Below are 16977 nucleotides of genomic sequence, written 5' to 3' on the forward strand. Positions count from 1 at the left end.
TGAAGACCGTTCCCGGGAGTTGCCGCCGACGCTGTCTCAGGCCGGGAGTCCGATGCTCGGCTGGTCGGGCCAGTCGGGTGTCGGGGCCGGTGTGGGGCCGGTGACGCCGTGGGCGCCGGCGGCGTGGGCGGCCCAGCGGAGTTCCTCGCAGGGCACGACCGGTTCGCCGCGGGTGTCGAGCCACAGGACGGCCGTCCGGCCGTCGGGGGTGGTGGCGTCCCACCACCGCCAGCGGCGCAGCTCCGGGTCGAAGCAGTAGAGCCACTCCTGGAGGTCCCACGGGTCCTCGCCGCGGGCCGGGCCGTAGCGGGCGGCCCCGGCGACCGCCTCGGGCGGAACGTCGGTGTGGACCGTCCCGGCCGTGCCGGTGGGGTCGGTCACCGCGGCGAACCACGGCGGAATCCCGCTCTCGTCGAGCGGGTCCGCATCGAAGTCCTGTTCACCGGCGGCCCGTACGGCGGCGGACAGGATCTCGCGCAGCCGCCGCGCGTACGCCTCCAGATCCCCGATCGGCCTGACCGCCAGGGCCGTCAGCCCCGGGGGTGCGGCGGTGACGGCGGGCCGGGCGGCGAGGCGGGCGAGTTCGTCCGCGTAGCGGTGCGGCACGGCGGGCCTCACCGGACGATGCGCCCGGAGCCGGGCACGATGCTGTCGAGGAACTCGTCGAGCAGGTGCTGCGGCAGGCCGATCAGCCCGGGGGAGAGCTTGGGGTCGGCGATCTCGGGCGCGTTCTTGCGGGCCTGGTTCCACTCGCGGCGCGAGCCGGTGTAGCCGCGCGGCATGCGCTGCGGCAGGGCCGCGTCGAGGATGCGCTCGACGCGGGAGGTCGGCACCTCGAAGGCGATGATCTGCCCGCTGCCGCCGCGGAACGTCTGTGAGTGCGCGATGTCTCCGCTCATGTTGAGGTACAGGTTGCCATTGCCCTGGCGGGTGATGTTGCCGTCCTTGTCCACGCCGAGCCGCTTGCTGTCCGGGTGGTCGGTCTGCACGCGGTAGACCGTGGTGGTGCACTCCTTGCCGGGGGCCGGGGTGTCGGCCGCCGGTACCGCCGCAGGGCCGCCGGTCCGCAGGGCCGCTCCGGAGACCGTGCCGCCACCGGCGCAGCCGGCCCGCCGCTCGGCGTTCTTGACGGCGCTGTCGCGCCCCGACTGCTGGGCGCGGACGGTCCGTTCGAGCTCGGCCTGCGCGACGGCCTGGGCGGTGATCCGGACGCGTGCCCGGAAGTCCAGCGTGTACTGGAGGTTGACGGACCGCCCGGTGGCACGGGCCTGCTGGTCGGCCTCGCGCTGCTTCTCCGCCCGGATCTGTTCGACGACCGGTGCGGTGCCGGCCGCGACGCAGCTGATCGTGCCGCTGCCGTTGACCGGCAGGGTGGCGGTCTGGCTGCAGCCGCCGGCGCCCCGCCCGTTGACGGTGACGTCGGCGTTCATGACGGCGGTGACCGTCCCGGAGACCTTCACACCGGGCTTGGCGGTGGTCCGGGTGACGACGTTCTCGGTGACGGTGCAGGACTGGGAGCAGCTGAGGTTGCCGGTCTGGTTGAAGGTGAAGTCGACACCGAGGTCGACGGCGCTGCCGAGCGCCTTCGTCCGGTCGATGAGTTCGTCGTAGGCCCGGCCGACGTCCGCGGGCGACATCGGCTCGAAGTCGACCGGCCCGAGCGCGGCGGCCTTGCCGACGGCTGCCGGTGCACCGGCCCGGAACGCCGCCGGTGCTGCCGCGGCACGGTCGGCCACCCGCGCGGCACCCGCCGGGGCGCCGGCCCCGGCCGCCGTGGCCGGCGCCAGCCGCAGCACCCGGTAGGGCGCGTCGGCGGAGACGAACAGCACACCCTCGGACGTCCGGACGGCCACGGCCTTCCGGTCGCCGACCCGGGTGGTCGGGGCGCCCGGCGGCGGGAAGTCGGCCTCGTCCAGCGCCGCCCACAGCCGGCCGGCCAGCTCGGCGGGGGAGACCAGCCCCTGCGGCAGCGGCCGGGCCAGCCGGTCGGAGCCGGTGACCCACTTGCCCTCCAGCGAGGAGCCGGAGGCGCCGTCCGGAAGGCCGGTGAGCAGGGACTTCGGCGGTTTGACGTACGTCCGCCCCTCGACGGCCAGGACGTCGATCCGCTCGCCGTCACTGGTGACCGTGCCGGACATCGCGCCGTCGCCGGTGACCTTCACGTCCCAGCCCGGCGAGCCGCCGGACGCGGTGCCCGTGTAGTGCACCACCGGCTCGCCGAACAGGTTCTGCACCGCCCGGTAGAACGGCGCCCGGTTCGCCGCCGGTACGTCGGGCTCCGCCGACCGCCAGACCAGGACGCCCGCGACCACCGCGAGCACCAGCCCGAGCAGCGCCGCCACCGGGATCCACCCGCGCCGCCACCGGCTGCGGGGCGCGGGCGGCGGCTGGTCGTAGGTGTACTGCCAAGGATTTCCGCCGTAGGTGTCGCTCAAGCCTCGCACTCCCCCGTGCATGTGCGTGCGGCTGCGTGCACGCAGCTGACATCAAGTCACATACAGGATCGCGTACGGCGCATGGCAAACGGGGGCGGTTTCCGCACAGTGGTGGCCAGGCCGGCCGGACCCGGACCTGCCGGGCCGGTGGGACGCCGCACCCGGCCGGGTCGGCACCGGCTTCGAGGACCCGGACACCGTCGCGGCGACCTTCCGGTACGAGCCCGGACTCGCCGTCCGGGGTACCGCCCGGCCGCAGGTCCGCGGCTACGATCGGAGGGGACCGGGGGGCCCGCGTCGACCTGCAGGGCGGACACCGTGGCCAAGCTCGTCTCCGTCAACGTCGGACTGCCGAAGGACGTCCGCTGGCGCGGCCGCACCGTCCGCACCGGCATCTGGAAGCACCCGGTCGACGGGCCGTGCACCGTGCGCCGGCTGAACCTCGACGGTGACGGCCAGGGCGACCTGGCCGGACACGGCGGCGAGATGCGGGCCGTGATGGTGTACCAGCTGGACTCGTACCGCCACTGGCAGCAGGTCCTCGGCCGCGACGACTTCACCCACGGCCAGTTCGGCGAGAACTTCACCGTCGAAGGGCTCCCCGACGACGAGGTCTGCATCGGCGACCGCTACCGGATCGGCAGTGCGGTCTTCGAAGTGACCCAGCCGCGCGTGACCTGCTACCGCGTCGGGCTGCGGATGGACGAACCCCGTATGCCCGCGCTGCTGGTCAGCCACCGCCGCCCCGGCTTCTACCTGCGGGTGCTCACCGAGGGCGAGGTCGAGGCCGGCCAGGAGATCGTCAAGATCGCCGACGGGCCGGAGCGGATGACCGTCGCCGAGACCGACGGCCTGCTCTACCTCCCCGAACGGCCCCGCGACCGCATCGCCAGGGCCCTGCGCATCCCCGCGCTCAGCCCCGGCTGGCAGGGCTCCTTCCGCGCCCTCCTGCAGCAGGCGGACGCCGCAACCGAAGGCGCCCCGGCCGGGAACCCCGGCCTCAACCCGGACGGCGCCGACCCCCGGCCCGCCTGGGACGGCTTCCGGCCGCTCACCGTCGCCGCCACCGCCATCGAGAGCCGCAGCGTGCTCTCCCTCTGGCTGGCCGACCCCGACGGTGCCCCGCTGCCCGCCGCCGCACCCGGCCAGTACCTCACCGTCCGCCTCACCCCGGACGCCGACCGGCCCGCCCTGCTGCGCAGCTACTCGCTCTCCGGCCCGCCCGGCGCGCAGCGGTACCGGATCAGCGTCAAGAGCGAGCCCGACGGCGTCGCCAGCGCCTGGCTGCACCGCAACCTGCGGGTCGGCGACACCCTGCAGACCGCCGCTCCGCGCGGCGCCTTCACCCTCGCCCCGGGGGACGCCCCGGTGGTGCTGGCCTCGGCGGGCGTCGGCGCCACCCCCGTCCTCGCCATGCTGCACGCCCTGGCGGCCGCCCGGCCGGGCCGGGAGGTGTGGTGGCTGCACGGGGCGCGGAACGGCGCGGACCACCCCTTCGCGGCGGAGACCGGGCGCCTGCTGCAGCGGCTGCCCCGGTCGCACGTGCGCATCTGCTACAGCCGCCCGCGCCCCGAGGACCGGCAGGGCGCCGACTACGGCCGGCCCGGCACCGACTACACCGATCGGGGCCGCCTCACCGCGGACCTCGTCGCCGGACTCGGCCTGCCCGCCGACGCCCACGCCCACCTCTGCGGTCCGGCCCCGTTCATGGCCGACCTCACCGCGGCACTGACCGGCGCCGGCCTGGCACCCGAGCACATCCGCACCGAACTCTTCGCCGCCGCGAGCGGCCTCACCCCCGGCATCGCCGCCGCGGGCCCGGCCCGCACCCCGCACCCGCCCGGGGGAACCCCCGGCGACGGCCCCGCGGTCGCTTTCACCCGCAGCGGCATCACCGTCCCGTGGAAGCCCGAGTACGGCACCCTGCTGGAACTCGCCGAAGCCTGCGACATCGCCGTCCGCTGGTCCTGCCGCACCGGCGTCTGCCGCACCTGCGAGACCCGCCTCCTGGAGGGCCGGGTCGCCTACGACCCCGAACCGGTCGAGCGGCCCGGCCCCGGCAACGCCCTGATCTGCTGCTCCCGGCCGGACCGCGACATCGTCCTCGACCTCTGACGGCCCGCCGGTGGAGCGACGCCCCGTCAGCCGCCCAGGAGCCCGGCGAAGTCGTAGCCGAGCAGGCCCAGCTTGGTCAGGTCACCGAGGTCGGTCACGCCCCCCACCGGGACGGTGTACAGGTGCTCCTGCTTCGAGGGCGCCGGGTACGCGGCGTTCCCGGCGGCGGCCGCAGCGGCGGTGCCCGCCACGGTGGCCGCACCGAACAGGGCGGCGGCGACGGCGGTTCGGGCGAGGACTGGCATGCTGTTCCCTCCACGGAAGACGGTCTGTGCCGCCAACGGTGTGACACCGGCGGGGTTACGGCCGCTGCTCCTTCCGGACGGACATGTCATCCGTCCGGACGCGCCGGCCGGACCGGACGCGTTCCGGCATCCGGAGCAGAGAGGTGTGCAGGACCATGGACATCACCGCGACCTTCACGGTGACGCCGAAGGAGTGCCGCCGCGCGGCGCGGCGCTTCCCGCTGGTGCGGTTCCTCACCGTCCTGGGCGTCCTGGCGATGCCGGCCGCCGCACTGCTGTCCGTGCTGGACGGCCGCCTCCAGCCCCGGTACTTCGCCCCCGGGCTCGTGCTGCTGCTGGTGTCCGAGTTCGGCATCGTCCGCCTCACGGCCCGCGCGAACGCCCGGCTGACGGCCGAGCCGTGGACCGTCCGCCTCACCGACGAGGGGTACGAGATGCGGACCGCGGCGGGCCGCACCACCGCGGCGTGGGGCCTGCACCGCCAGATGACCAGCAGCGGCGGCTTCTGGTACCTGGAGCACGCCAACCGCACCGTTACCTTCCTGCCCCAGCGCATTCTCGACGGGCCCCGGCGCGCCGAGGCCGAAGCCTTCTTCGCCGACCGCCTCCCGCCCCGCCCCTGGTACCGGCCCTGGTGAATGCACCGGCCCGCCGTTCGCCGCGGACCGGTGTCACGATGAAGAGGCAGGGTCCACACGACGGAAGCACGTGTCGGGAGCAACGACCGGGAGGCGGGCATGGGCCGCGAGTACCACTTCCACCTCGAACACGCCGGCTGCTCGGTCACCGCGGGGGTGCGCTTCGGGGGCGACCGGGAGGTGGAGGTGCTGGTGGACGGCAAGGAAGTGGCCTTCGAACGCGTCCACGGACACCACGCGGAGGAGCTCACCCTCGCGGTCGTGCTGCCCCTCGAGCCGCCGCGCAGGGTCGAGGTCCGGGTCGACCTGCCCGGGCGGGTGAGCGGCATCCCGTCCTGCACGCTCCTGGACGGCGGTGCGGAGCTGCCGATGCCCGAGCGGGAGATCCCCCGACACGCCCGGCCGACCGAGGCCTCCTGGTACGGCTGACCCTGCTGCCCGCACCCTCCGACCGGTGCTTCCGCGGCCGGCGGAGAAGCCCTGCGGCGACGCGGCGCCCCTTCGTGCAGCCGGACGGTGACGGTTTGTCAGTCGCGGGTGCCATGATGCCGGAGCGGCGCGAGGAACAGGGGCGGCCGCACCTGGAACCAGTGGAGGAGCAAGTCCCGTGCGCATCGTCATCAGCGAGTTCATGAGCCTCGACGGCGTCGTGCAGGCCCCCGGCGGCCCGGAGGAGGACACCGACGGCGGCTTCGCCCACGGCGGATGGTCGCACCCCTTCTTCGACCCGGAGGTCGTCGGCGGCGCCTTCGACGACGCGCTGGGCAAGGCCGAGGCCCTGCTGTTCGGGCGCCGCACCTGGCAGACGATGGCCGCGGCCTGGCCCGAGCGCGCCGGTGACCCGTTCGCCGACCGGATGAACGCCATCCCCAAGTACGTCGTCTCCCGGACGCTCGGCGACTCCGACCTGACCTGGGCGAACACCACCCGCATCGGCGGCGACGAGGCCGTCGACCGCCTGCGCGAGCTGCACAAGGCCGAGGGCGGCGACCTGCTCGTCATGGGCAGCCCCACCCTCGCCCGCACCCTCCTCGCCGAGGGCCTGGTCGACGAGCTCCGGCTGATGGTCATGCCGGTGCTGCTCGGCGGCGGCAAGTCGATCTTCCCGGCGGAGGGCGCGAAGCACACGCTCGAGCTGGTCTCCACCGTCACCAGCGCCACCGGCGTCAACGTCTGTACCTACCGCACGGTCACCGAGAAGTAGCACCCGGGGCACTCGCCGAGGGCGGACGGTCTGCGCCTCGACCCGGAGATCCCGGACCCCGGGACCGACGCCGTGACCTGCGGGCCGCGGGCACGGCGCGGTGGTGACGGTGCCTTCGGTCCGCCTGCGAACCGGTTCCGGAGTCGATGAGGGGCCGGAGCCGGGCGGACGGTCCGCAGGGCGTTAAAGATCCGTCAAGGATTCGCTCCCGTGCCCGTCGGGCGGGCCGTCCGTCCTGTGGGACGGGCCGGGGCTCGGCCTGCCCGGTCCCCGGCCGCCACCCCACTGCCCGGAGGCGGCGCGCCGTCCTGCGCGGACACCGTCGCCACCCGAAGCCGACCGTCCTGACCTGCGGCTCAACCCGCACGCCGCCGCCGTGCAGCCCGACCCGGGCGCGGGTTTCCGGCACCGGCGGCCGGGCTCGGCGGGGCCGTCCGGCGGGTGCGCGGTACGACCGCTCCTGCCAGGAGCGGGTCCGCATGTTGTACACGGTGGCGAAAGAGGCCGACGACCGGGCTGTCTACTCTGGCGTCGCCGCCCACCGGGCGGCTTGATCATTTGCGCCGTCGACGGAGTCCACCGTGTCCACAACATCCCCGCCGGTCCCCCCTCAACCCGCGGCACCGAGTCGGCTGCGGGCGTGGCTGCTGGAGGGGCTGTCGGACCGGGCCAAGCAGCACCCCGGCCCGCATGCCGAGGCACCCGCGCAGCACGGGCAGCGCTGGTGGCGGGTGATGTGCCTGACCGGCCTGGACTACTTCTCGACCCTCGGCTACCAGCCGGGCATCGCCGCCCTGGCGGCCGGCCTGCTGTCGCCGGTGGCGACCGTCGTGCTGGTGGTGGTCACGCTCTGCGGGGCGCTGCCGGTCTACCGCAGGGTGGCCAAGGAGAGCCCGCACGGCGAGGGCTCGATCGCCATGCTGGAGCGGCTGCTGAGCTTCTGGCAGGGCAAGCTCTTCGTCCTCGTCCTGCTGGGCTTCGCGGCGACGGACTTCCTGATCACCATCACGCTGTCGGCGGCCGACGCCACCGCGCACCTGGTGGAGAACCCGCACCTCTCGGAGGCGCTGCACGGCCGGCAGGTGCTGATCACCCTCTTCCTGATCGCGCTGCTCGGCGCGGTCTTCCTGAAGGGCTTCAGCGAGGCGATAGGCCTGGCCGTGGGCCTGGTCGGCGTCTACCTGGCGCTGAACGTCGTGGTGGTCGCGGTCGGCCTCTGGCACGTGCTCACCGCCCCGCACGTCATCACCGACTGGTCGCACGCGCTCACCGCGGACCACGGCAGCATCATCGCCATGATCGGTGTGTCCCTGGTGGTCTTCCCGAAGCTGGCGCTCGGCCTGTCCGGCTTCGAGACCGGTGTCGCCGTCATGCCGCACATCGAGGGCGCACCCGGGGACACCGAGGAGAGGCCGACCGGCCGCATCCGCGGCACCCACCGGCTGCTGACCACCGCCGCAGTGATCATGAGCGTCTTCCTGATCACCACCAGCTTCATCACCACGCTGCTCATCCCCGCCGACCAGTTCCAGCCCGGCGGCGAGGCCAACGGCCGTGCCCTCGCCTTCCTGGCGCACGAGTACCTGGGCAGTGCCTTCGGCACCGTGTACGACGTCTCCACCATCGCCATCCTGTGGTTCGCGGGTGCCTCCGCCATGGCGGGCATGCTGAACCTGCTGCCCCGCTACCTGCCGCGCTACGGCATGGCACCGCACTGGGCGCGTGCCGTGCGGCCGACCGTCCTGGTGCTCACCGCGGTGGCCTTCCTGGTCACCTGGATCTTCGACGCCGACGTGGACAAGCAGGGCGGCGCCTACGCGACCGGTGTGCTCGTCCTGATCAGCTCCGCCGCCATCGCGGTGACCATCGCCGCCCGCCGGGCCCGCCAGCACGGCTGGACGGCCGCCTTCGCCGTGATCGCCGCGGTCTTCCTCTACACCACCGGCCTCAACATCGCCGAACGCCCGGACGGCGTGAAGATCGGCGCCTGCTTCATCGCCGGCATCATCCTGATCTCGCTCGCCTCCCGGCTGGCCCGCTCCTTCGAACTGCGGGTCACCGACGTCGTCCTCGACCCGGTGGCGGAGCGGTTCGTCAACGACTGCGCGCACCGCTCGATCCGGCTGGTCGCCAACGAGCCGAGCGGCCGCGACCTCGCGGAGTACCGCGACAAGGTGAACCAGATCCGCGCCGACAACGGCATCCCGCCGGAGGACGACGTGGTCTTCGTGGAGGTCACCGTCCGCGACCCGTCCGACTTCGAGACCGAGCTGAAGGTGCGCGGCGAGGTCCTGCACGACCGCTACCGCATCCTCAGCCTGGAGCACTCCTCCATCCCGAACGCCCTGGCGGCCCTGCTCCTGCACGTCCGGGACGCCACCGGCCGGCAGCCCCACATGTACTTCGAGTGGACCGAGGGCAACCCCTTCGCCCAGCTGCTGCGGTTCTTCCTGTTCGGCCAGGGCGAGGTCGCCCCGGTCACCCGCGAGGTCCTGCGCGAGGCCGAACCCGACCGATCGCGCCGCCCGCGCGTCCACGTCGGCTGACACCGCCGGCGCACACCGTCGACACCGCCGCGTCCGGCGGCCCGCACCCGGGGCCGCCGGACGCGGCGTCTCCGGCTCCGCCGCACGTCCCGATCCGGGACGGTCGCCCTGCCCGGTGCGGCGACCGGCCGGGGCGGCCTCCCTCGCGGACACTGTCGCCATCGGGCACCGCGTACGAGGAGGAGCAGCCGGCCGTGGCAGAGGACGGGGCGACCGCCCCCGGGAACAACCTGGAAGTGCGCACCGAGCAGCTGAAGGAGCGCATCTACGCCACCATCACGATGGTCGCCGTGGTGGTCGGCCTGTCCGCCGTCGACCACCTGGGGACCTGGAAGGCCGCGAGCGCCGTCCTGGCGACGGCGCTCGGCCTCTGGCTCGCCACGCTCGTCGCGGACCAGCAGGCCTACCGGATCGTGCACCGCCGGGTCGCCTCGGGGCACGAGCTGAGGAGGATGCTCTTCGTCAGCAGCCCGCTGCTGCTCTCCGCGGTCGGCCCGCTGCTGCTGATCGCCGCCGCGGGGATCGGTCTGATGTCCCTGCACAGCGCACTGCTCGCCGCGGCGGGGCTCAGCGTCGCGGCGCTGTTCGTCTGGGGCTGCGTGAGCGGCCTCCGGATGGGCGGCGGCCTGCCCGCAGCCCTGGTGGCCGGCGCCGTGGACGCCGCCATCGGCCTCGCCGTCGTCGCCGTCAAGCTCGCCGGACACTGAGGGCCCGGACCGGTGGCGCGTCCGGCGGGCCGACCCCGGGACGCGGGCGTACGGTCCGGGTATGGGCGCTGCGCGGTGTGCCTGGTGCGCGGCCCCGCCGCCCGTCGGGCCGGCGGCGGAGGGCCGTCCGTGCGGCGCGTCCGCGGCCGGTACGCCTGCCGATCCGGTGCTGCGCCCGTCCGGCGGGCATGAGCGGCCCGGACGTGTGCAGGGGGCGTTGGATGGCCGAGGTCGGTGAGGTGCCGGGCGTCCCGCCCCCGCCGTCCGCCGGCGGGCCGGGGCCGGACGCGGCGCTCGACGAGGTGCTGGCCGGCACCGTGCGCCGGGCCGGGGCCTCGGTGGTCGGGCTGTTCCTGCTCGAGGCGGACGAGCCGCTGGTGCGCCTGGTGTCGATGTGGGGCGTGCCGCTCGACTTCGTCGCGCCGTGGCAGCGGCTGCCGCTGAGCGCGCCCACGCCGGTCACCGATGCGGTGCGCGAGGAGCGGCTGGTCTGGATCGGCGACCAGGAGGACATGGCCCGCGCCTATCCGCGGGTGGCCGCCGCCCTGCCGTACCGGTTCGCGCTGGCCGCGACCCCGGTCCTCGGCGCCGACCGCTGCTGGGGCGGCCTGCAGCTGATGTGGCCCGCCGGGCACCCGCCGTCCGCCGCGCGCCGCGAACGCAGCCGGATCACCGCGAGCGCCCGGCGGATCGCCCGCATCCTCGACCGCGCCGACAACCCGCCGGACTTCCCCGAACTGCCGCGCGTCCTCCCCGACGAACTGGTGCACCCGCGGCCGGTGCAGCGCGGACAGGCCGCCGCCGACTGGGCCGAGCGCCTGCCCGAAGGAGCGATCGCCCTCGACCTGGACGGGCGGATCACCTTCCTCACCGCGACCGCGGCCCGCCTGCTCGGCCGCACCGAGGAGGAACTGCTGGGGGCCCTGCCCTGGCAGGTGCTGCCCTGGCTGGACGACCCCGTCCTCGAGGCGCCCTACCGCACCGCCGTCATCAGCCGCGAGCCCACCGCCTTCACGGCGCTGCGCCCGCCCGACCACTGGCTGGACTTCCAGCTCTTCCCCGACACGGGCGGGATCAGCGTCCGGATCGCGCCCGGCACCGCCGCCCGGCCCGACGGGGCCGCGGCCGACGCCCCGCACCCCGGGCCGCCGGACCGGGAGGCGGCGCACCTGCCGGCGGACGTCTCCACGATCAGCCGCCTGCACCAGCTGATGCACCTGTCGGCGGCGCTGACCGAGGCCGTCGGGGTGCGGGACGTGGTCGGCATGGTGGCGGACCAGGTGCTGCCCGCCTTCGGCGCGGACGGGCTCGTCCTGTGTGCCGCGGACGCCGGCCGGCTGAAGATCATCGGCCACCGCGGCTACCCCGCCGAGGCCGTCGAGCGCCTGGACGGCCTGCCGCTGGACACCGACCTCACCCCGGCCGGCCAGGCGCTCACCCTCGGCACGCCGTCCTTCTTCGCCCACCCGGAGGAACTCGCCCGGAGCTACCCGGAGGCGCCCCGGATCAGCGGCAGACAGGCCTGGGCGTACCTCCCGCTGATCGTCTCCGGCCGCGCGGTCGGCATCTGCATCGTGTCCCACAGCCGCCCGCACGCTTTCACCGCCGACGAGCGCGCCGTCCTCACCTCCCTCGCCGGACTGATCGCCCAGGCCCTCGACCGTGCCCGCCTGTACGACGCCAAGCACGACCTCGCGCACGGCCTGCAGGCCGCCCTGCTGCCGCGCACCCTGCCCCGCATCGACGGGCTCGACTTCGCCGCCCGCTACCTGCCCGCGGGCTTCGGCCAGGACATCGGCGGCGACTTCTACGACCTCATCCGCCTCGACGGCCGGACGGCCGCCGCGGTCATCGGCGACGTCCAGGGCCACAACGTCGCCGCCGCCGCCCTGATGGGCCAGGTCCGCACCGCCGTCCACGCGTACGTCAGCGCCGGCGCCGCCCCCGACCAGGTGCTCGCCCGCACCAACCGCCTGCTGACCGACATGGAGCCGGACCTCCTGGTCTCCTGCCTCTACGTCCACCTGGACCTCGTCCGCCGCCAGGCCACCCTGGCCAGCGCGGGCCACCCGCCCCCGCTGCTGCGCCGGCCGGGCCGCCGCGCCCACGTCCTGCACGTCGAACCGGGACCGCTGCTGGGCGTCGAGCCGGGGTCCGCCTACCCGCTGACCACCCTGCCCCTGCCGCCGGGCACCGTCCTCGCCCTCTACACGGACGGCCTGGTGGAAGCCCCCGGCACCGACCCGCACCGGGCCGCCGCCGACCTGGCCGACCACCTCGCGCAGACCACGGCCGCCTCGCTCGACGGGATCATCGACGACCTGGTGCACCACCGCTGGCCCACCGGGCAGCACCGGGACGACATCGCCCTCCTGCTGCTGGCCGCCACCGGGTGATCCGGCCCGGGGCCTTGATCCGGGCTGCCTGCAGAGTAATGATGATTACATGATTACATCAGAGCAGGAGGTCCTCCGCGGGTGGTTCACCGGCCGCCTCCCCGAGGGCCTGTACACCGAACTCGTCGAGATCGCGGTGGACCGCGAGGAGATCACCGTGGTCGGCCGCATCCCCGCACCCGACCTCGCCGCCGACGTCTCCGACACCGAACGCGAGGCGGCCGTCGAGGGCCGCATCGCCGAATTCCGCGAGCGGACCCGCGACGCCAGGATGGCCGTCGCACGCGAAGCCGAGCGGCGCTACGGCCGCAAGGTGTCCTGGGGCGCCGAGTGCGACGGCGTCCGCGGACTGTTCACCACCGTCTCCGCCCCCGTCATGACCCGCCTGCGCCAGCCCGAACGGCAGGTGCTCGACACCCTCGTCGAAGCCGGCGTGGCACGCAGCCGCAGCGACGCGCTGGCCTGGTGCGTCCGCCTGGTGCAGCGCCACTCCGACAGCTGGCTCACCGAACTCCGCGAATCCCTCGAACACGTCCGCCGCCTGCGCGCCCAGGGCCCCGACGCCTGACGCACCGACCGGCGGGCCCGGGTGCCGCGGCTCCCGGCCGCACTGCCAGAATGACGCGCGTGACCTGCGCAGCAGCCGTGTGCCGTATCCCCGTTGCGGCCCTGTCCTCCTGGTGGGGGCGTGCCTACGTGGGGCTCTCCGTCGCCGCGATCGCCCTGGCGCCGACTGTTCCCGCCGCGGAGCAGGCGGCCCGGGTGCTGGCCGGACCGACCCAGCCGGCCGCCCTGGTGCTGTGGCCCCTCTTCCTCGCCGTCCCCGAGGAGTCGGCGCAGCCCGTGGGGGCGCTCTGCCGACTGGCGGGCGCGGTGCTGTCCGCGGGCCTGTTCACCCTGCTGATCCGCACCCTGCCGCGGCGCCGCTAGGGCCGCCGGCACTCGCCTCCGGACGGGGGCCGGCTGCGCGTCAGGGCTGCGTGGCCCGGCGTTGCACGGGTGGGCGGTCGAGGATCTCCACGTACATGATCCGGTCGTCGACGACGTCCAGGGCGAGCATGCCCTGCTCGGGGAGCAGCGGGATGCACCGGTGGCCCGGACCGTAGGGCTGTCCTGCCGGGTGGTCCGCCGTGCGCAGGCTCTGGCAGAAGTCGTCGCCGCACCCGCACTCCGCCACCAGCCGGACGTCCTGCACCGCCACGGCCAGCGCACGTTCCCCCTCCTCCTCCAGGAGGGCGGCGAGTTCGGTGACGAGGTCCGGGAAGACCTCGCGGAGCAGGGGGTGGTCCATGCGGTCAGGGTAGTCGCCGGCCGCGGGTGATCCGCCGGCGGCCGTGTTCGTGGTGCTGCCGACCCATCCGGTCGGCCGCGGACTCCGAATGGGGGACGTGAGTGGCGCTCGCCGCCCTGGCCGGCCCCGACCGTTCGGGTCGGCCGGGGCCGGACGCGCGACCACGTGAACCCCGAGCCCCCGAGGAGCACCTGATGTCCCGTACGACCCGCACCAAGTCGTTCGCCGTCCTGCTCGCCGCCGGAGCCCTCGCCCTCGGGGCGAGCGCGTGCGGCAGCAGCGGCAGTTCGAGCAACGCCGGCAGCGCCTCGGGCGGCGCAGCGATGGCGCCGTCCTCGTCCGCCGCCGCCTCGTCGCCGGGCGCGGCCTCGGCGATGCCGGCCGGTGGCCCGTTCGGCGCCGCCTGCTCGGCCGTCCCGGCGGACGGCGCCGGCTCCTTCGCCGGGATGGCCGAGGACCCGGTGGCCACCGCCGCTTCCAACAACCCGATGCTGTCCACGCTGGTGACGGCGGTGACCAAGGCGGGGCTGGTCGACACGCTCAACTCGGCCCAGAACATCACCGTGTTCGCGCCCACCAACGACGCCTTCGCGAAGATCCCGAAGGCCGACCTGGACGCCGTCCTCGCCGACAAGAACAAGCTGACCGAGATCCTCACCTACCACGTCGTCCCCGAGCGCCTGGCGCCCTCGGCCCTGGCCGGCGAGCACAAGACCCTGGAGGGCGGCACCGTCACGGTCACCGGCGGCGGCGAGGACTTCACGGTCAACGGCACCGCCAAGGTGCTGTGCGGCAACGTGCAGACCGCCAACGCCACCGTCTACATCGTCGACACCGTCCTCATGCCGGCCTCCTGACCACCCGGTACCTTCCGGACCGCCCTGGAGCCGTAGGCAGATGGGCCACCCCCGAGGGGTGGCCCACAGCCATGTGCGGTGGGCCGGAGGCCCGGAACGTAGGTCGTCCGAGTGTCGAGGATTCAAGCGAAATCCGCGGCCCGTCCGGCCCGTCCGGCGGCAGTTCGTGTCCGAATCAAGGTCATGGAAAACCCGCCGCACCACGAGTCGGACGACCCGACGGGCCGCCGGCAAGAGGTGACGGGCGATCAGGAAGGAGGTGCGGAGCGATGACCATGACCCGCACGAAGCGCTCGCTGGCCGCTGCGGCCACCTGCGTGATGCTCGGCGGCGGCGCCGCCGTGGCCACCTCGGCCACGACCGCCTCGGCCACCACCGCGGAGTCCGCCGCGTCCTCGGTCTCCCACGACAAGGAGTGCCGCTGGTACCAGGCGCACTGGGAGAACAAGTGGGTCGCCGGGCACTGGCAGAAGGTCTGGCACCACGGGTACTGGCAGAACGTCTGGCACCCCGGCTGGTGGGACAACCACCACCAGTGGCACCACGGCTACTGGCACCAGGTCTGGCACAAGCCCGGCTGGCACTGGAAGTGGATTCACGCGCACTGGGAGCGCACCTGGGTGCCGGCCGGCTGGTACTGCCGCTGACGCCCACACCCTGCACGGCCGCACGGCAGGCCCGGCGCCCCGCGGCGCCGGGCCTCGCCCTCCCCTCTCCGCACGCCCTCGGCCCTGCGCGCCGCACCGGGCCCGAGCGATTCAAGGACCACCTGCCATGAACACCGCCCTCCTCCCACCGCCGGCGCCGCCCGCGCCGCACGTCGCGCCCGCGCAGACCCTCGAATGGAGCGTGTCGTTCACCGACGCGGTGCAGTGCGTCGCCGAGGTCCGCGCCTGCGCCCGCGCCTTCCTGACCCGCGCCCACCTGCCGCGGCCGCTGCGGGAGGACGCCCTGCTGGTCATCAGTGAACTCGTCACCAACTCCGTCCACCACACCCACGGCCCCGGCAGCCTCCACCTCGCCAACGGCCCCGGCGGCCTGGACGTCGACGTCAGCGACACCAGCCGCCTGCTGCCCCAGCCGCGCTTCGCCGAACCGGGCACCGCCCTCGACGGCCGCGGGCTGGCCCTGGTCGCCGCCCTGTGCGACACCGTCTCCGTCACCCTCGACACCGCCAGCGGCAAGACCGTCCACGCCCACCTCGCCCCTCTCCCGCCACCGCCCCGCCCCACCGCCGCGAGGCCGCCCGGCGCTGCCCGCTCCTGGTAGCCGCGGCCCCCGTGCCCGATGGCCGACCTGCTGCACCCGTCTTCCCCATCGACTTGACGTGCCGTCAGTGTGTGAATTCCCGAAGCTTTGGCGTGACAGGTTCGGGTGGTGGTGGCGGCGGCGGGACGGGTGCGGGGCCGGGTCCTACGACGGGCCGTGCGCCGCGGTCGGTGGTGCTGCGTCGGCGGCGATGCGGAAGCCGGTGTGGCCGGTGGAGCTGTCCGGGGTGTTGGAGCTGCGGGCGGCCACCCGGTAGCGGTTGCAGTACGAGTCGTGGCACAGGTGGGAGCCGCCGCGGATGACCCGGGAGGTGCCGGTCGGCGGGCCGGTCGGGTCGGTGCGGGGGCCGGTGCGGTGGAAGTCGGGGCTGAAGACGTCGGCGCACCACTCCCACACGTTGCCGACGGCGTTGTACAGACCGTGACCGTTCGGGCGGTAGGAACGGACGGGAGCGGTACCGCGGTGGCGGCCGGTGTACACGGTCGGGAAGGCGCCCTGCCAGATGTTGAGCATCTCCCGCCCACCGGGCGCGAGTTCGTCGCCCCAGGGGTAGCGGCGCCGTTCCAGGCCGCCGCGTGCGGCGTACTCCCACTCGGCCTCGGTGGGCAGCCGGGTGCCGGACCAGGTGCAGTAGGCCAGCGCGTCGTTCCAGGACACGTGCACCACCGGATGGTTCTGGCGGGTGGCGAAGCCGGAACCGGGCCCTTCGGGATGCCGCCAGTCGGCGCCCTCGACCGCGTGCCACCAGGGTGCCGCGGCCACCGTGCGGGAGACGCCGCGCAGTCCGGGCGGCAGGAAGCCGGCGAAGACGAAGGAGTGGCCGAACCGTTCGGCGTCCGTGGTGTGGCCGGTCTCCTTCACGAAGGTGGCGAACTCTGCGTTGGTGACGGCGGTCGGCGAGATCCGGAACGGCGAGAGGCGGACCTCGCGCACCGGCCCCTCGCCGTCGGCCGGGAAGCCCACGGCATCGTCGGCGCCCATCAGGAACGGGCCGCCGGGCAGGTCCAGCAGACCGCGCACCACCCGGAGTGCCGCTGCGGAGCGGGCGGGTGCGGTGGGTGCCGGTTCGGCCGGGCGGGCGCCGATCGTGAGCAGGACGGGGCCGGCGGCGCCCGGGTCGTGCGGCGTGTCGTGCGGCGGGTGGGAGGGGGAGCAGCAGGCGCGCATCGGCGGTCCAGGGGTCGGCCGGCGGCGGCGGTCCGCAGGCGGCGGAAGGGCGGTGGAGGGCGGGGCCGTCGGCCGCCCGGGTCGGGGTACCCGGACGGCCGACGGGT

17 protein-coding genes are annotated in these 16977 nt (G+C 74.6%); 12 read left to right on the forward strand and 5 right to left on the reverse strand.

The window, feature by feature from the left end; genetic code table 11:
• Positions 1 to 36 precede the first annotated feature (36 nt).
• Together ACQ614_RS36735 and ACQ614_RS36740 are read right to left on the reverse strand one after the other, a co-directional pair.
• The gene (locus ACQ614_RS36735; protein ID WP_431683454.1) at positions 37 to 618 is read right to left on the reverse strand and encodes a hypothetical protein; all 582 of its coding nucleotides are present in this window, start codon (positions 616 to 618) and stop codon (positions 37 to 39) included.
• Positions 615 to 2435: a hypothetical protein gene (locus tag ACQ614_RS36740; RefSeq protein ID WP_431683455.1), complete on the reverse strand. Its 1821-nt coding sequence runs from the start codon at positions 2433 to 2435 to the stop codon at positions 615 to 617. The genes ACQ614_RS36735 and ACQ614_RS36740 overlap by 4 nt, the downstream gene beginning before the upstream one ends.
• A 318-nt stretch (positions 2436 to 2753) precedes the next feature.
• Here ACQ614_RS36740 and ACQ614_RS36745 point away from each other — a divergent pair, with 318 nt between their 5' ends.
• Positions 2754 to 4550 (forward strand): MOSC domain-containing protein, encoded by a 1797-nt coding sequence (locus tag ACQ614_RS36745; protein ID WP_431683456.1) that lies wholly within the window; start codon positions 2754 to 2756, stop codon positions 4548 to 4550.
• A gap of 26 nt (positions 4551 to 4576) precedes the next feature.
• Here the strand turns inward: ACQ614_RS36745 and ACQ614_RS36750 are convergent, their stop codons facing one another.
• Positions 4577 to 4795 (reverse strand): hypothetical protein, encoded by a 219-nt coding sequence (locus tag ACQ614_RS36750; RefSeq protein ID WP_431683457.1) that lies wholly within the window; start codon positions 4793 to 4795, stop codon positions 4577 to 4579.
• Between the two features lie 155 nt (positions 4796 to 4950).
• On the opposite strand from ACQ614_RS36750, the gene ACQ614_RS36755 reads away from it, so the two are divergent.
• From ACQ614_RS36755 to ACQ614_RS36790, 8 genes are all read left to right on the forward strand, one after another.
• Entirely contained in the window at positions 4951 to 5433 is a 483-nt protein-coding gene (locus ACQ614_RS36755; RefSeq protein ID WP_431683458.1) for a hypothetical protein, read from the forward strand.
• Positions 5434 to 5532: 99 nt separating this feature from the next.
• Positions 5533 to 5862, forward strand: coding sequence for a hypothetical protein (locus tag ACQ614_RS36760; protein WP_431683459.1), 330 nt, complete (start codon positions 5533 to 5535; stop codon positions 5860 to 5862).
• 178 nt (positions 5863 to 6040) lie between these two features.
• A complete protein-coding gene (locus tag ACQ614_RS36765) occupies positions 6041 to 6637 on the forward strand; it encodes a dihydrofolate reductase family protein (protein ID WP_431683460.1) in 597 nt (198 codons plus the stop codon).
• Between the two features lie 581 nt (positions 6638 to 7218).
• Positions 7219 to 9183, forward strand: coding sequence for an amino acid transporter (locus ACQ614_RS36770; protein WP_431683461.1), 1965 nt, complete (start codon positions 7219 to 7221; stop codon positions 9181 to 9183).
• 194 nt (positions 9184 to 9377) lie between these two features.
• On the forward strand, positions 9378 to 9890 hold the full coding sequence (locus ACQ614_RS36775; protein WP_431683462.1) for a hypothetical protein: 513 nt from the start codon (positions 9378 to 9380) through the stop codon (positions 9888 to 9890).
• A gap of 221 nt (positions 9891 to 10111) precedes the next feature.
• Positions 10112 to 12286 (forward strand): SpoIIE family protein phosphatase, encoded by a 2175-nt coding sequence (locus ACQ614_RS36780; RefSeq protein WP_431683463.1) that lies wholly within the window; start codon positions 10112 to 10114, stop codon positions 12284 to 12286.
• 49 nt (positions 12287 to 12335) lie between these two features.
• Positions 12336 to 12854 carry a hypothetical protein gene (locus tag ACQ614_RS36785; RefSeq protein WP_363494322.1) on the forward strand — a complete coding sequence of 173 codons (519 nt, stop codon included), beginning with the start codon at positions 12336 to 12338 and terminating at the stop codon, positions 12852 to 12854.
• 59 nt (positions 12855 to 12913) lie between these two features.
• Complete coding sequence (locus tag ACQ614_RS36790; protein ID WP_431683464.1) at positions 12914 to 13216, forward strand: hypothetical protein; 303 nt, start codon at positions 12914 to 12916, stop codon at positions 13214 to 13216.
• Positions 13217 to 13256: 40 nt separating this feature from the next.
• Here the strand turns inward: ACQ614_RS36790 and ACQ614_RS36795 are convergent, their stop codons facing one another.
• Positions 13257 to 13577: a hypothetical protein gene (locus ACQ614_RS36795; RefSeq protein ID WP_431683465.1), complete on the reverse strand. Its 321-nt coding sequence runs from the start codon at positions 13575 to 13577 to the stop codon at positions 13257 to 13259.
• A gap of 194 nt (positions 13578 to 13771) precedes the next feature.
• Here ACQ614_RS36795 and ACQ614_RS36800 point away from each other — a divergent pair, with 194 nt between their 5' ends.
• The 3 genes from ACQ614_RS36800 (at position 13772) to ACQ614_RS36810 (ending at position 15703) form a co-directional block, all read left to right on the forward strand.
• Positions 13772 to 14434 (forward strand): fasciclin domain-containing protein, encoded by a 663-nt coding sequence (locus tag ACQ614_RS36800; RefSeq protein ID WP_431683466.1) that lies wholly within the window; start codon positions 13772 to 13774, stop codon positions 14432 to 14434.
• A gap of 269 nt (positions 14435 to 14703) precedes the next feature.
• Positions 14704 to 15081, forward strand: coding sequence for a hypothetical protein (locus ACQ614_RS36805; protein ID WP_431683467.1), 378 nt, complete (start codon positions 14704 to 14706; stop codon positions 15079 to 15081).
• A gap of 127 nt (positions 15082 to 15208) precedes the next feature.
• Complete coding sequence (locus ACQ614_RS36810) at positions 15209 to 15703, forward strand: ATP-binding protein (RefSeq protein WP_431683468.1); 495 nt, start codon at positions 15209 to 15211, stop codon at positions 15701 to 15703.
• Between the two features lie 144 nt (positions 15704 to 15847).
• Here the strand turns inward: ACQ614_RS36810 and ACQ614_RS36815 are convergent, their stop codons facing one another.
• The gene (locus ACQ614_RS36815; protein ID WP_431683469.1) at positions 15848 to 16870 is read right to left on the reverse strand and encodes a formylglycine-generating enzyme family protein; all 1023 of its coding nucleotides are present in this window, start codon (positions 16868 to 16870) and stop codon (positions 15848 to 15850) included.
• Positions 16871 to 16977 lie beyond the last annotated feature (107 nt).

This window comes from Kitasatospora dryopteridis, assembly GCF_050749075.1.
Classification (GTDB): domain Bacteria; phylum Actinomycetota; class Actinomycetes; order Streptomycetales; family Streptomycetaceae; genus Kitasatospora.